This is a genomic window from Paenibacillus sp. FW126-R14, from assembly GCF_058789495.1.
Genome location: NZ_JBYTBS010000095.1, coordinates 1 through 15,862, shown reverse-complemented (window position 1 = coordinate 15,862; position 15,862 = coordinate 1). Strand labels below are relative to the sequence as shown.

12 protein-coding genes are annotated in these 15,862 nt (G+C 51.5%); 3 read left to right on the top strand and 9 right to left on the bottom strand.

Going from position 1 to position 15,862, the window contains the following annotated elements:
• Nucleotides 1-605: 605 nt before the first annotated feature.
• From AC3WRW_RS31640 to AC3WRW_RS31605, 8 genes are all read right to left on the bottom strand, one after another.
• The gene (locus tag AC3WRW_RS31640; protein ID WP_492550194.1) at nt 606-4,742 is read right to left on the bottom strand and encodes an Ig-like domain-containing protein; all 4,137 of its coding nucleotides are present in this window, start codon (nt 4,740-4,742) and stop codon (nt 606-608) included.
• Between the two features lie 113 nt (nt 4,743-4,855).
• Nucleotides 4,856-5,467: a flavin reductase family protein gene (locus AC3WRW_RS31635; RefSeq protein WP_492550193.1), complete on the bottom strand. Its 612-nt coding sequence runs from the start codon at nt 5,465-5,467 to the stop codon at nt 4,856-4,858.
• A 27-nt stretch (nt 5,468-5,494) separates the two neighbouring features.
• Nucleotides 5,495-6,109, bottom strand: a complete 615-nt coding sequence (locus AC3WRW_RS31630; protein ID WP_492550192.1) for an alpha/beta hydrolase — start codon at nt 6,107-6,109, stop codon at nt 5,495-5,497.
• Nucleotides 6,106-7,059: a ring-cleaving dioxygenase gene (locus AC3WRW_RS31625; protein WP_492550191.1), complete on the bottom strand. Its 954-nt coding sequence runs from the start codon at nt 7,057-7,059 to the stop codon at nt 6,106-6,108. Before AC3WRW_RS31625 ends, AC3WRW_RS31630 begins: the two co-directional genes overlap by 4 nt.
• 60 nt (nt 7,060-7,119) lie before the next feature.
• A complete protein-coding gene (locus tag AC3WRW_RS31620; RefSeq protein ID WP_492550190.1) occupies nt 7,120-7,521 on the bottom strand; it encodes a DoxX family protein in 402 nt (133 codons plus the stop codon).
• Nucleotides 7,522-7,618: 97 nt separating this feature from the next.
• A complete protein-coding gene (locus AC3WRW_RS31615; protein WP_492550189.1) occupies nt 7,619-8,062 on the bottom strand; it encodes a MarR family winged helix-turn-helix transcriptional regulator in 444 nt (147 codons plus the stop codon).
• 377 nt (nt 8,063-8,439) lie between these two features.
• Complete coding sequence (locus tag AC3WRW_RS31610; protein WP_492550188.1) at nt 8,440-10,194, bottom strand: ABC transporter ATP-binding protein; 1,755 nt, start codon at nt 10,192-10,194, stop codon at nt 8,440-8,442.
• A 19-nt stretch (nt 10,195-10,213) separates the two neighbouring features.
• Nucleotides 10,214-11,959 carry an ABC transporter ATP-binding protein gene (locus tag AC3WRW_RS31605; protein WP_492550196.1) on the bottom strand — a complete coding sequence of 582 codons (1,746 nt, stop codon included), beginning with the start codon at nt 11,957-11,959 and terminating at the stop codon, nt 10,214-10,216.
• Nucleotides 11,960-12,133: 174 nt separating this feature from the next.
• Here AC3WRW_RS31605 and AC3WRW_RS31600 point away from each other — a divergent pair, with 174 nt between their 5' ends.
• The 3 genes from AC3WRW_RS31600 to AC3WRW_RS31590 all read left to right on the top strand — a co-directional run bounded on the left by AC3WRW_RS31600 (nt 12,134) and on the right by AC3WRW_RS31590 (nt 15,514).
• Nucleotides 12,134-13,162, top strand: a complete 1,029-nt coding sequence (locus AC3WRW_RS31600; RefSeq protein ID WP_492550187.1) for a copper amine oxidase N-terminal domain-containing protein — start codon at nt 12,134-12,136, stop codon at nt 13,160-13,162.
• A 136-nt stretch (nt 13,163-13,298) separates the two neighbouring features.
• Nucleotides 13,299-14,687, top strand: coding sequence for a threonine synthase (gene thrC / locus AC3WRW_RS31595; RefSeq protein WP_492550186.1), 1,389 nt, complete (start codon nt 13,299-13,301; stop codon nt 14,685-14,687).
• A gap of 314 nt (nt 14,688-15,001) precedes the next feature.
• Nucleotides 15,002-15,514: a hypothetical protein gene (locus AC3WRW_RS31590; protein ID WP_492550195.1), complete on the top strand. Its 513-nt coding sequence runs from the start codon at nt 15,002-15,004 to the stop codon at nt 15,512-15,514.
• Between the two features lie 109 nt (nt 15,515-15,623).
• On the opposite strand, the gene AC3WRW_RS31585 is transcribed toward AC3WRW_RS31590, so the two are convergent.
• A partial coding sequence (locus tag AC3WRW_RS31585) for a hypothetical protein (protein WP_492550185.1) occupies nt 15,624-15,862 on the bottom strand: 239 nt, incomplete at its 5' end.

The window sequence follows — 15,862 nt, the reverse complement described above, 5'->3', positions numbered from 1 at the left end:
TCTACTATGAAAATCTTTTAGCATAAATCTATGGTAGTTCCTTAACTGCGTGTCCGTTTTATTGACAGAAGACCATTTCTGGTGAAATAAGGCCCTGTTGTTCCCCACAGTCAGCGAAAACTCCGCATATCGCCAAAATAGTGGACTCCTGTTCCTCTGCGATAGAACTTTCACGCACAAACCACTATTTCCACCTCACGAGACGGCCTTTCCGGCTCGCTCAGTCGCATCTAGCTACTTTTCACACCGTGAGACAGCCTTTTTGGCACGCTCAGCTCAACTTTCACGCACAAAACACCATTTCCACCTCACGAGACGGCCTTTCCGGCTCTCTCAGTCGCATCCAGCTACTTTTCACACCGTGAGACAGCCTTTTTGGCGCTCTCACCTCGACTGTTCACGCACAAACATCATTTCCACCTCCTGAGACGGCCTTTCCGGCTCTCTCTGCTCAACTGTTCACGCACAAACACCATTCCCACCACCCCCGACAGCCTTTCCGGCTCTCTCAACTAACTCCCACGCTACCCCCAGCTATTCCCCACCCCACAACCAAAAAAAGGCCCGCTCTCTAATAGAAAACCACTAGGAGCAAGCCTTTTGTGTTACGGTCGATTATTCCCCGCCGAAAGCGGCTCAATTAACTTCAATAGTTCAATGACATCGGCTTTGTCGAACGTTCCGTTGCCGTCCATGTCATAGCCGGATAGCGTCGCAGCCAGCACACTGGAGATATCCCACCGCTTGTCCCCATTTTGATAAAAGAGGGACACGATATGCTCCTTTGAAGCTGTGCCATCCAAGCTCACTTGTTTCAGCTGGAATCGGTTAAGTCCCTCCGCCAATTGAACAGGCGCGCTCTGCCCGTTGGTCAGTTCGATTGCTGTGCCAAGCTCGCCATTTTGCGGATTCACCCGCTTCAACTGGATGGCAGTGCCTGCCTCTGCGGAAATTGGGCGGAACGTAAACGTTGGGCTAGCCCCTTGTACGACAGCCGAGATCCACGGCGTGGACGTTGGCAGCATTTTGCCATAGTCTTCGCTCGTTAGGAAAAGTTGTGTGAAAGCAGGTTGTACAACAACGGTCACTTCTTGCGATTCCGTGCCGTTGGTGATGCCTTCCCTTTGGTATAAGGCCGTAAAACGATGCGTACCAGAGCTGACGTCCGCCAAGCTTATTTCCGCATTTCCGTACACATCTGTCGTTACCCTCGCTCGCTCAGTGCCATTCTCTCTTAACGAGATATACCCCGGCAGGGTCAAATCGCCAATCAAGTCCCCTACAGATACCGAGAATTGAATGGACTCTCCTAGCTGGAAGGTTGCGCTCGGATGATTCAGAACTAGTACGGTTCCTTGCGTATTAGGCTTCACCGCCTGCACAATAGGCTTCGATTTGCTCTCTTCATGCAGCAGGTCAGGTACGTAAGCGGCTTGAATGGAGTAGTCACCCGGCAGCAGCGCTGCTGTCGTGATGGAAGCAAAGCCTGCCGAGTCCAGACTCATCGGTGTGTCAGGCAAATTCCCACCAGTAAACACGATATGGCCGGCAGGAAGTTGCGGCTCTCCATTCGTATTGGTCACATGTGCCGTAAATGTAATCGGGCTTCCGTAATAAACAGCCTCCGTAACGGACGCAGTCATTTCAACCGTAACTGGAATCGGTTTAATGTGCAGAGAACTGCTGGTCGACACCCCCGCGAGGTGCTCGTTATCGCCTGAGTACCGGGCAACGATCGCATGCGTACCAATATCAAGCTGCTGCGTCTCCCAAGTGGCTGTCCCATTCGTCAACAGCAGCTCGCTCGGCCAATGGCTGAAGCTGCCTGTGCCTGTGCCTGAAAGAGCTACCGTCCCTGTCGGGACAAAACCGCCGCTTCCTGCTACCTGCACGGTCACAGTCACAGCGTGTCCATAGACGCTTTCTCCCGACTGCGGTGTCAAAGAGAGCTGAACCGTAACCGGTGCTTTCGAAACCGGCTGGGTGATTGGCGATGAGGCACCTGCCAAATGATTGCCGTCACCGCTATATTCCGCAGTAATGGAGAGATCGCCCACTGGAAGGTTCGGAACGGTAAGCACCGCGGTGCCATTGCTATCCAATGTTACAGGTGACAGCACGGCGACTCCGTTATTTTTAAAAGTAATGGTCCCCGTTGGCAGGATGCCGGGATTCGAAGTATTTCCAACCTTAGCCGTAAAGGTTGCCGCTTCGCCCACGACGATCCCACCCGATGACTGTACGGTTGTTACCGTACTTGCTTTATTGACAATGACTGCAGCCGATGCAGGCTCCGACGCCGAGTGCTGAATGTCGGGGTTGTAGTAGGCTTCCAGCGTCCAAGCCCCTACAGTCAAGGCATCTGTCGTATAAACGGCCTGTCCGTTCCCATCCAGAGGGATCTCGGCCACTTGTTGATGTTGGATTTTAAAAATGACTGAACCTGTTGGCCGGACGGTATCCTGAACCCCATCCGTATTCGAAACCTGCACCGTAAAGTTGAAAAGTTGCCCATAGGCAGCTTCCGCCTCAGAAGGAGAAAGCGCAATGACGGTTGGAATCGCCTCAACGGTGAAAGGCTTCTCAGGCGAATCCCCGGATAAATAGGTATCGTCCCCATTGTAGTGCGCCTTTAGCCGGTGTACCCCTACTTGAAGATCCGAGGTGTTCCATGTCACGGTTCCGCTGCTGTCTAAAGCCAGATCATGAGCCAAAATAACGGGCTCGCCTCCTCTGGTATCGATAAGCGATATGGTTCCGCCTGGAATCGATCCCGCACTCCCTTGCACCTGCACTTGAAACACGGCACTGTGCCCGTAGTAACTTGTTTCAGATGACAGGGACAGCTGAACTTCTGTCTGAGCTTTCGCAACAGGCTGCGTTACTTCGGATGACACGCTCGCAAAATGATTATCATCCCCGCCATATTCCGCCTTGATGAATCGATCGCCCGCCCGCAGGCCGGGAACGGTTATCGTAACGGCGCCACTGCTATCCAGCGCTCTGGATGGGCCGATGACTTCGCCGTCTTTTTTGAAAGTAACGGTTCCGGTCGGTTTCACACTGTTGTTCGTGGTATTTAGAACATTTGCCTTTAATACAGCCGTTCCGCCTACAACGATAGAAATTGGCGGCTCTATCGTAATAGTCGTTGCCGCTTTATTGACGGTGTGCCCTGCAACGGCCGGTGGACTGGTCGCATGGACGTCGTCTCCGCTGTATTCAGCTTTGAATGCGTGGGATCCTGCGGCTAAGCTGCCAGGCACCGTCCATACCGCTGTACCTCCGCTTAACGGCGCCGTTCCCAACACGGTTGTGCCGTCTTTGAACGTTACGGTACTGCCAGGCACAATCGTGCTTCCATTGGTATTCGCCAAGGTTGCCGTTAAAGTCAGAGAAGTGCCGTAAGAGGAGGACTCCCCCGTCCCGCCTGTAACCGTCAAAGTTGCAGAAGTAGGAATTTTGCTAATAATCACCGATGCAGAGCTTGAACTATTGGCAACATGCGTAAAGCTTCCGCCATAATAGGCCGTAATCGAATGAGATCCCACGTTTAAAATGGAAGTCGTCAACGTCGCTATTCCCGAACTTAACGTCCCTGTGCCGAGAACTGTCGAGCCCTCCTTAAACGTTACGGTCCCTGTCGGTCCCAAAAGGCTCGGCAGGCCATTCGACACAGTTGCCGTCAGCGTCACGGAATTCCCGTAAGTCGTGGAACCGGGACTAGCCGCAACCGCTACTGCGGTCGGTATTCCCAGAATGGATTGCGACAAGCTGCTTGACGTACTTGGGGAATGCTGGGCATCGCCATTGTAAGTCGCGGTAACCGAATAACCGTTAACGGGCAGTACCGACGTCGTAAATGCAGCGACACCGCTTCCGTTTACCATCGCGGTTCCCAGCACATTGCTGCCTTCCTGAAAGGTGACCGTCCCGCTTGCCGCGGCAGGACTGCCATTGGATTTGGTAACGGTGGCTGTGAAGGTGACCGGTTCGCCAACGTAAATCAGTCCGGCATTCGAGCTCAGGCTGGTATTCGTTAGAATTTTATTAACCGTATGTATAAAAGTTGTCGATTTTGAATCGTGCACGCCATCGCCTGCATAAAGAGCCGTAATCGTATGTGTCCCGACCCCCAAATTGGAAACAGACACGGAGGCATAAGCATTGTAATTCTCAAGCTGTCCCCAGGTTCTCGTAGTGGGCACGTTGTCTTGACCGATTAACGTAACTGTTTTGGCGATGTTATCTACCTTAATATCTGTCACATAACGATTGCCTGAGAATTCCCATGATTTCACCAAGCTGTTATTTGCGTCAAAAGCATACAAATACACTTTCATATTATTATCCGTATCGCTATATGCCCAATAAGTCAGCCCGCCCCATTGAATAGCGGGACAATTGGAACAAGTGAATTTCTTGCCAGGTTGTTCCGGGGCACTTCCCGAGCTCTTAAAAACAACCGTCGGCTCCGAAGCTGTAAGCACCTGTGGAGTCCCAATCGCTGTTCCACCATCATAAAATATGACGCTACCTGTTGGCACCGACCCTTCGGGTGCACGATCCGAAACCACCGATGTAAATTGCACCGATTCGCCATAGCCGGATGAAGCCGGACCGGTGATCTCTTGTCCGACTGTCGTCAGCGCATAGGCCGCCGGCTGGTACAGGTTCACCAGCAGAGCGACCAATAAAACCGCGCCAATCCATCGCAGCTTATATACATTCATCCGTTTCATCATCCATTCCTCCGCTTTATAGTAACTCTAGTAAGTATACTAAATTTATCGGGTTTTGGGATACAAAATGAATACGTCCAAAACAACAGGTACATATGGCTTTTCATTTTCCCTCAAACAGGGCGCTCGATCTCAAACTGTTCTCCCAGTTTGGCATAGGAGTTGCCGGCCAACCGGCTAACCGGTTTCAGCTTTTGCGCATCGATATGACCGTTCTCATACAAGGCATCGGCGATGTGGAAGTGGACCACTCTGCCGATTAATAAATCGGTAGAGGGAGCGCCTTCGGTCCCTCCAAGCGGTATCGACTGCTCCAGGACGCACTCCATCCGGATGCTCGCCTCGGCAATACCGGGAACGACTATCCTCGTGCTTTCGACCGGGGTTAAGCCCGCCAAAGCCACTTCGCTCTCATCAGGCGGCAGCGCGGCTGCCGCTTGATTGATCTGGCTGATATACGATTCGTCCGATATATGAACGACGAATTCCCCTCTGTCCATGGCATTGCGCGAAGTATCCTTGCGCTCGCCCTGTTTTCGTTGTACCGATACGGCAACCATCGGCGGGTCTGCCGTCACAATGGTAAAGTAACTGAAGGGAGCGGCATTGAGCACTCCCGCGGCGGAAAGAGAAGTGACAAACGCAATCGGTCTGGGAATAATACTCCCGATCAGCAGCTTGTAATTCTCCCGCTCGGTTTGATTCGAAGGGTCGATCGCGATCACCCTGCATCACCCGCTTTGCTTATTATTTTATGCTGAAGCTAGATTTGCCTTAAACCAAGCCCCTGCTGCCTCAACTTCTGTACGCGTCAATTGGTGCCCAGCGCGCTCCCATTGCACGGTCACCTCGGCTCCCGCCTCACGGAGCAGCTGCTGCAGCTCCTCGGTTTCCTCCGGCGAGCATATCGGATCGTTGCTGCCCGCTCCGATGAAGATCGGCGTGCCGGACAGATCCGGAAGCTGAATGCCGCGCCGCGGCACCATCGGATGGTGAAGGATCGCGCCACGCAGCGCACCCGGGTAGTGGAACAAGAGGCTGCCCGCAATATTGGCGCCGTTGGAGTAGCCGACAGCCACCACATTCCGGCGGTCAAAACCATGCTCCGCAGCAGCATCATCCAAGAAATCGTTCAGCTCCTTCGTGCGGAAGATGAGATCCTCCTCATCGAAGACGCCTTCCGCCAGCCTGCGGAAAAACCGCGGCATCCCATTTTCGAGCACGTTGCCTCTAATGCTTAATACGGATGAGCCCGGGGAAATAGCCTGAGCCAGCGGAAGCAGGTCGCGCTCGGTGCCGCCGGTCCCGTGCAAAAGCACGAGCACCGGCGCTGTCAAATCCGTTCCTTGTTGGAAAATATGTCTCATTGCTCGCTTCCCTCCAATCCACGCACCGCGATCGGCGGCAGATTGCGCTCGATTTGAGCACGGTTCGCTTCGAACCAATGAGGCAGCATGATTTGTTCGCCAAGCGCTTCTGGCGCCTCGTCTCTGGCAAAGCCCGGAGGATCTGTCGCAATTTCGAACAGGATGCCGCCTTCTTCACGGAAGTAGATCGCATTGAAATATTGGCGGTCCACAATTGGCGTCGGATGGTAGCCGCTGTTTTGGACATGGTTTCTCCACAGCTCATGCTCGGCATCATCTTTGGCGCGCCATGCGATATGATGGACAGTACCCGCTCCGCCTGCGCCATATGGCATTGGCGTCACTTGAATGTCGATGATGTTCCCAATATCGCCAAAAGATTTGAACCGGGCATAAGCACCCTCTTGCCCTACTTTCTCAAGCCCCATTACCCGCTCAAGCAGTTGGGACGTTTTGTCAGGGGCGGTACTGTACAGAACCGCGCCACCGAAACCTTTGATTGCTTTATCGGCAGGAATACCGCCGAAAGCCCAAGTGCTAAGCGGGCCTTGCTCACGCTCGACGATTTCCAATTTGAGACCGTCGCGGTCTTCGAATTGCAGATAGGTCTCGTGGAATCTTTCCGTTTTCTCAAAGGAAATGCCGAATTTCGTCAGACGCTCCTCCCAGAAGGCAAGGCTGCCGGCTGGCACCGCATAAGTGGTGATACCTACTTGGCCGCCTCCGATACGCCCTTTGCGGGAACCGGCCCATGGGAAGAACGTGATGATCGTTCCCGGGCTGCCGTGCTCGTCGCCAAAGTACAGATGATATACTTCTGGCGCGTCGAAGTTGATTGTTTTTTTGACCAGGCGCAATCCAAGGATACCGGCATAGAAATCTACAGTTCCTTGTGCATTTTGAACGAAAGCTGTTATATGGTGAATACCTGCGGTTTGTTGTTTTGTCATGAGAATACACTCCTTTTAATCGTTAGTTTTAATTATTTCCTTACAAGAGTAGAAAGAATCTTAGAATAATAATGCATCAATGGAGTAAGCGCCTGCGCCGGTTAACGCTACGCCCACAACGACTACAAGCAGCAGAAGATTGTATTCATAGCCGCCGGCTGTGTTCCAGTAACCGTTCTTGCCGTGAACTTTGATAATCGCCATAACCATCGTCATCGCAATCAGCAAGGAAGCAAAAACCGTACCGAGCCCCGCGGCGAACAATAACCCCCCTGCGAATTCCATCAAACCGGCCATAACCGCCATCGCAACCCCGGGTTTAATGCCGATGGACTCCATCCAGCCGCCCGTTCCTTTTGGACCGTAGCCCCCGAACCAGCCAAACAATTTCTGTGAACCATGGGCCATGAAGCTAAGCCCGACAACTAGACGAATGAGCAATAATCCTAATGCGATACTCATGAACATCATCCTCCATTTCAATTTTAAGAATCTTTATTTTAAGATATATGATAAAAGTGAAAGCAGCTGCGCCTCCAAAAAAGGACAAACTACTTATCTATTTGAAATTTTCCTGAGCAAACTTGCCGAGCTTCTTCAACAATTGGCTGGCGACCGTCTTCTCTTCTTCCGTGAGACCGGCCACAGCTTTCTCGATGACTTCCGTGTGCTGAGGAAACACTTCTTCAATGAACTGCTTGCCTTTATCCGTAATTTCCGCAAAAATGAGTCTGCGATCCTCGGTTGACGTCCGGCGGACGACATATTCTTTCTTCTCCAGCTTATCGACGACATAAGTGATATTCCCACTGCTCATCAGCACTTTAGAGCCGATTTGTTGAATCGCTTGCGCACCCTTATGGTACAGCAGTTCAAGTACGCCGAATTCGGTCCGGTTCAAACCATGTTTGCGGATGTCGCGGTCGCCGTGAGCGTTGACCCATTCGCTTGCTCTAGAAAGTGCAATGTAGAGGTCCAGGGAATCGTTTCGCGTTTCGGTCATCAGGTCCACCTCATTTCTTAGGTTACATTTGTTTGCGTTCGATGTCTTGATTTAAAGATACTTTATTTTAAGATAAATGTCAACAGGCATTTTGAAAAAAACGAAAAATCTGCGATGGGGAAGATAAACGGAGGCTGCCCCAATGACTTGTGGGACAGCCTATTGTGCAATTGTGCTTCTAAAGTCAAAATAAAGGAAAATTTTCCCTCTAAATTGACTGTAGATGCTGTCAGGACCCATTTAGACTGGAAAAACTCCGTCTATTTGCACCGATTTCTTGAATTCTACGAAATCCGATCAAAATAACGGGAGGTTTTCCTCTAAATTCCCGTAAGGGCATCATTCGAGCAAATTTAGAGGGAGGTTCTCCAGTTAACTTACTTCGCCTCCACCATAGCTGATTCGCCCTTCTGCAGCTGATACATCTTCGCGTAACGTCCACCGAGCGCCATCAGCGTCTCATGATTGCCGCGCTCCGCGATCTCGCCGCGATGCAGGACGAGAATCTGGTCCGCGTCGCGAATCGTGGACAGCCTGTGCGCGATGACGAGCGTCGTGCGGCCTTCGCTGACAACTTTCAGCGCCTGCTGAATCAGACCCTCCGTCTCGCTGTCGATGCTCGCTGTAGCTTCGTCCAGAATGAGAATGGACGGATCGAAAGCGAGCGCCCGTGCGAAGGAGATGAGCTGCCGCTGCCCCGAGGACAGCGTGCTTCCCCGCTCCACGACCTGCTCATCGTAGCCGTTCGGCAGCTGTTCGATGAAGGAGGCCGCGCCGACGTCTTTCAGTGCGCTTTTCACACGATCCAAGGAAATCTCCTCGTTGTACAGGCTCACATTAAACTTAATATCCCCTGCAAACAAGAACGGATCCTGGAGCACAATCCCCATATGTTTCCGCAGCGCCTGCTTCGACATGGTCCGGATATCCTGACCATCGATCGTAATGCTGCCCTCATTGGGTTCGTAGAAGCCGAGCAGCAGGTTCATGATGGAGCTTTTGCCCGAGCCGGTATGACCGACCAATGCGATAGTTTCCCCTTTTCGCGCCTCGAATGAGATCTGCTTTAGCACATTTTCCCCTTCTTTATAGCCAAAGGTCACCTGATCGAACTTCACGATCCCCTCCGGACGGCGCACCTTATCCGTCTTCTCAACAAACTGTCCTTCCATGTCCATAATGGCGAACACTTTATCCGCGGACACGAAAGCTCTTTGCGCATTCGTCAGCTGATCGAAGATCCCGATAATCGGCTGAAAAACACGCCCCAAATAGTCAATAAACGCATAAAATACCCCGAAGGAAATAACCGCTTGCAGCGATTCCCGGCCGAAATACCAAATAACCATCGCCGTCACTAAGCTCCCGATCGTACCCACAATATTACGGGAAGACAGGGAGAAAACACGGAACTGCTTCAATTGATTCACATAGCGGTCTTGGTTCAGCACCTCAAATTCGTCCAGCGTCACTTTCTCACGACGAAAAGCTTGAATAATCGGCATGACAACGATCGATTCGTTGATCATCGCATTCATATCGCTTAGCCGCGCACGCATGATGGTGATAAACACTTTCGAGTATTTCAAGTGAATCTTCATAATAACAACGAAAATCGGCGGCAGCACCAGACAAAACACGGCCAAATGCCAGTCCAAAATAAACAAAGCTACGAAAATACCGATTAACTGCATCGTACTGACAACGAACGTTGCCATGAAGCTCATAAAAAGGTCGCGCACCGCCTCCGTATCGTTGGCAATTCTCGATACTACCTGACCGATCGGCGTATTATCGAAATAACGCAGCGCAATGCGCTGAATGTGTCCCATTAAATCCATGCGCATGTTTTTGATGATTTGCAGGGCTGTAGACTGGAATAAGTAAGCTTGTGTATAGTTGCAAATGCTTGCTATAAGCAGCAGACCCATATAGAGACCGAGCAGCTTAAGAACGGAGGAAATCTGGCTTGTTCCAACGGAAAGGTGCTGGTCGATGATCGTTTTGGTGATATAAGGTCCGGCTAACTCGGCGCTGACTGCACAGCATAAGATGAGCAGCGCGCCGATAATTCTGAATTTATAGACGAGCGCATACGAGATAAGCCTTCTCGTGGTTGATGGTTTATTCATCCTGTCCCCTCCTCTCCCGCTATTCATCCAAGCTCGCTTCCATCTGCTGACGGTCCCACTGTTCCCGGTACCAACCGCCAAAAAGCATGAGCTGTTCATGTGTTCCTTCTTCAATGACTCTTCCGTCATCTAAGACGAGAATCCAGTTCGCATGGCTTACCGCCGATAGCCGGTGGGTCGTAATGAACGTCGTTTTGCCGGCCCGCTCCTTGCGGATGTTGTGTAGGATGCGGCTTTCCGTCCGGGCATCTACCGCGGACAGCGAGTCATCCAACAGGAGCACCTCGGAGTCGATCAGCAGCGCTCTGGCAATCGCCAGACGCTGCTTCTGCCCGCCGGACAGCATGACGCCGTTTTCGCCGACGATGGTAGCCAAGCCCTCGGGCATTTGCTCGATATCCTGGGCGAAAGAAGCCATCTCCACCGCCCAGGCAATCTCCTTCGGCGAAGCGTCGTGCTTGCCCAGCGCGATATTGTCGCGAATGGACTTTGATAGCAGCAGATGCTCCTGCGGGACATAAGCAACCCAGCTTTTCACCCGGTCCAGCGCAATATGCTCAATCGGCACGTCCGAGATGAACAGCTTCCCGGGTTCGATCGGGTACTGCCTCAGCAGCTGTTTCAGCAGCGTGCTTTTGCCGCTTCCCGTACGGCCTACGATGCCTAGCGTTTGTCCGCGCTCCAACTCGAAGGAGACGTGCGCTAAGCTAGGGTGATTGGCGGTCGGATACGTAAAGCTGAGATCCTTCATCTCGATCCGCTCGGGCACATCTACCGCAACAGGCTTCGCGGCATCCACGATATCGGCCTTCTGCGTCAGCGCCGTATCCAACCGGTCGGCTGAGGCGCTTCCGCGCTGCAGCACGTTGATAAACTCGCCGAAAGAAATCATCGGCCAAATCAGCATGCCGAGGTAAATATTGAACGAAACGAGCTGGCCCAACGAAATCTCCTTTTGGAACACCAAGTAAGAGCCGTAGCCGATTCCGATGGAATAACTCAAGCCTACGATGAGCGAAGTCAGCGGCTGAAAGAGCGCGTTTAACATGGTGACGCGTTTATTTTTGTTCATGACGTCAGAGGTCACTCGATCGAAAGCCGTCAGATCGTGCTCTTCCTGCACATACGAACGAATGACCCGAATGCCGGAGATCGACTCCAGCGCATGATCGTTCATTTTGCCGAAAGAGGCTTGTGCCGCAAGGAAGCGTACTCTCACCTTTTGACCCAGTTTACTGATCACAAAAGCCAGAAAAGGCAGCGGAATCAGCGCCGCAATCATTAATTTAAAGGAAATGAGGGAAATCATCGTCACGATAACGACGGATGCCCCGACTAAGGTATGCACCAGGGTCATCACCCCGTACCCGGACGTTTGACCGATCGCCAACACGTCGTTCGTGGCCAAAGCCATTAACTGTCCCGTGCTGTTGCGCTGGAAGAACGCCGGCGTCATTTTCGTCAAATGAGCAAGCAGACGTCCTCGGAGCACCTTCTCCACAAGCGCTGAGTTGCCGAATAACGTCGTAATCCACACATAAGCCATAATGTACAAAAGCAAGGCAAGCCCTATGAGCAGCAGGACGGTCTGATTGAGCGTAGAAGCCGTCAAGTTTCCGCTGCGAATATGATCGATTGTATTTCCTATCATTTTAGGCGGGATCGTCGCCAGTAAATTCACACCAATCATTAGCCCGATTGCCAGGACATAATATTTCCATCTCTCTTTGAAAAACCACCGCAGCTTTATGATAAAAGACAACAATTCCACCCCTTTCCATTTTTCGCACATAAATTGATTCTATAGTTTCAGCCTGTTGAAGTCTATGCGGAAGTTCGATTTAATCAAATTTTCCTGCACATGCAACATTACGGAAATTTCTTTCGTTTGTAAGGACAGACTAAACATAAACCTTGCATACAGAAAGGAAGTACATCTATGAAACCTGTTATGAAAAAAAGCTTAGCCATTTTGTCCCTCTCTGCCATGATGACTGCCGGTACGGCTTATGCCGCGCCGAATGATAACGTTCCAATTGTTCCTATTAGCGCCCAAATTGAGAGCTCTGTTGCCGTTCAAGTTGATGGAGTTTCCATATCTGAACATGGATTTCTGAAAGCCGGCGCCGCTGAAGCCATGCTGCCGCTTCGTGCCGTAACGGAAAGCCTTGGCTTCACCCTGGCCTGGAATCCGGAAACGTATTCGGTCGATTTGACCAAAGGCAATTTGTTTACAACTGTAAAAACCGGCGAAGACCGCTATACGATTAATAAAATGCTGACAACCCTGGGCACAGCTCCCGAATTGGTGGACAACAAGCTTTATGTGCCTGCTTCTTTCGTGAGCAAAGTGCTTCACGGATCCCTTGCCTCCAAAGGCAGCACCATCTCTGTCTCCATGAAGGAAGAGGCTAAAAAGCTGCAAGCAACAGGCGTCATCACATCCATTCGCACGGACGGCGACAATGCGCAGATTCACATCCAAGGCGTCGGTACCGACGGCATCGTCTTTAATGTAGGCAAGGATACGGTCTACCAAATGTTGGACGGCACTAAGCTTAGTCTTGCCGATCTGCACGTAGGCTTAACCGTTTCGGGTGAGCATTCCATGGTCATGACGATGAGTCTGCCGCCGCAAACGCCAACGTCCAAAGTGACTGTGCTTGATGCGAAAACACAAGCGGGTATGATCGGAACGGCAGGTGTCATTGAAGAAATACGCAGCGAGAACAAGGATGATCTGAGCATCCGCATCAAAGGCGAGGGTTTAACGGAAACAGCGCCGGGCGAAGTGGTTCTGCACCTTACCAAAGATACGGCTATCGTTGATAAAAACGGGGACAAACTCGAAACATCTGCGCTTGTGAAAGGCGCGAATGTGATCGGATTCTACGGACCTGCCCTGACGAAAAGCCTGCCGCCTATCGGAACAGCGTGGAAAATCGTTGTAGCAGAGAAGGAAGAATAATTAAGCAATACTTGCAAAAGCTGAAACCTTCCATACCTATTGGGAGGTTTCTTTGTTCATCGTGGTTTCTCACACTGTCCAAATGAGTTGTTTTTTGATACAATAACTGAAAATTCATTCGAATAAGGGGACTTATATGGAATACATTAGCACACGCGGAAAAGTAGAACCCCTCGGTTTTATCGATGCCATCCTGATGGGATTGGCGAACGACGGCGGTTTGCTTGTTCCAAAAACGATCCCGCAGCTATCCGCAGACACGCTCCAGAAATGGCAAAAGCTTTCCTACCCGGAGCTGGCGCTTGAAATTTTCACGCTATTTATCGAAAATGAAATTCCGCGCGATGAGCTGAAGCAGCTCGTTGACGACAGCTACGCCACGTTCCGCGATGAAGCTGTGACGCCTGTCAAACGCCTGAACGATAGCACGTATGTGCTCGAATTGTTCCACGGCCCGACCTTTGCTTTCAAGGACATTGCACTGCAATTCCTGGGCAATTTATACGCGTACGTTTCCCGCAAAACGAACTCCATCATTCACATTCTCGGCGCGACTTCCGGCGACACCGGCGCTTCGGCGATTGAGGGCGTGCGCGGCAAAGAAGGCATCCGCATCTGTATTCTTCACCCTCACCAGAAGGTGAGCCGGGTGCAGGAGCTGCAGATGACGACCGTTGACAGCGAGAACGTCCTGAATCTCTCCGTCGAAGGCACCTTCGATGACTGCCAACGCATCATCAAGGAGCTGTTCGCTGACGTTGAATTCAAGCACCGCTACCACCTGCGCGCGATTAATTCTATTAATATCGCCCGCATTTTGGCGCAAACGGTGTATTACTTCTATGCTTACTTCCAAATCACGGCCAACGATCCCGGGGCGAAGATCAACTTTAGCGTGCCGACGGGCAACTTCGGCGATATTTTTGCCGGTTATCTCGCTCAGAAGATGGGTCTGCCGATTCATAAGCTAATTCTGGCGACGAACGAAAACAACATCCTTGAGCGTTTCGTGAAGGAAGGCGTGTACCAGCCGGGAGCTTTCCGCGGCACCTACAGCCCTTCCATGGACATTCAAGTAGCCAGCAACTTCGAGCGCTACCTGTTCTACCTCTACGGCGAAGATGCCGAAGCGGTTAACGCGCTGATGGCGCAGTTCAAAGCCGAAGGCCGCATTGTGATTCCTGCCGACAAGCTGCAAGCCGTGCAAGTGGATTTCGCTGCGCATGGCGTACAGAACGAGGAGTGCCTGGATACGATCAGCTCCTACTACAAGGAGTGCGGCTATTTGCTTGATCCGCACACGGCGTGCGGCGTAGCGGCTGCAGACCGCATCGCGGCTGACGGCGAAGTGACGGTTGCGCTATCCACCGCTCATCCGGCGAAATTCGATGAGTCCATCCGTCTGCGCGGCATCGAGCAAACGTACCCGCAGCAAATTCAGGCGCTGTTCGACAAGCCGCAATTCCAAACGGTTGTCGGCGGTTCGAACGACGAGATCAAGGATCAACTTGTGAAGTTTTTCTAAGTGCATACAACTAGGGCTGTCTCCGAAGGGTTAGAAAAACATTCGGAACAGCCCTTTTTTTGCGTTTGCCTAGCAAAGATCGATAGATGATCCGCTCCTTTGGCTAGGTTTATCTTATTTTTGTGCACTTTTTTCGTTTTCATTTCATAAAAGAGGGAGGAAGCCCGCGGTTAAGAGCACCTTTTACAACCGACAAATGCAAAAATCAGTCTTCAGACCGATATCCTCCTCCACCTCAGCAGGAAGACAGCCCCAAAGTGCCGTGATATGCTAAAAGCAATGATTAAGCGAATAGGAGTGAATATGTAGTGAATATGAATCGCAGCGCTTTTCTCGGTCCTATCTTGATTCTTTTAGGCGTCTTCATGTTTCTAAAAGGGGAAGTCACGTTCAGTACCGGTACGATCTTCGAGTATTTTTGGCCAACCTTATTCGTTATTCCGTTAGGTGTGTTCTTTCATTGGTTGTACTTCTTCATCCTGCAGCGCAGGGGCGCCGGGGTACTGGTGCCCGGCGGCATCCTGTTGACGACAGGCGTCGTTTGCCAAATCTCTACGCTCTTTGACATTTGGCATCTCATGTGGCCCGGCTTTATGCTGGCCGCTGCTGTCGGCTTGTTCGAATTGTATTGGTTCGGCGGGCGCAATAAATGGCTGCTCATTCCGATCAACATTTTGACGGTCATGTCCGTTCTGTTCTTTGCCATTTTCTCCATTGGCTCCCTCTTCTCCGGCATTTTTCACAACCAACCGATCTTCGCCATCGTGCTCATTGGGGCCGGTCTCGCGTTGATGTTCATGCGCGGACGGGAGACAAGCAAATACTGAGTACAAATAATACAGTTGAAGGAATCCTATGTCTCATCACGCTCCGGACACAGCAGCCGTTATCTTCACGAAAAGCGTCGTTTCTCTCTGCTAACGGACACCCGAGACTTTATTTGCTGATCTCGGGGCGAAATTCATCTCCAAGTGAACAAATAAAAGCGCTGATGTCCGTTACATGTTCGAAGAGGTCCTTTTCCACCGAATAAGGGCCCCCCTGTCCATCAGCAAGGACAAAGAATAGGCTAAGGCCCAATCCGCTGTTTTCAACTGCATAGTCGAGTAGGCGGGGCCTTTCCGTCTTGGATTGTGCCCCTTGCCCCTCACAGATCCGTACGTGCCCAATTAAGG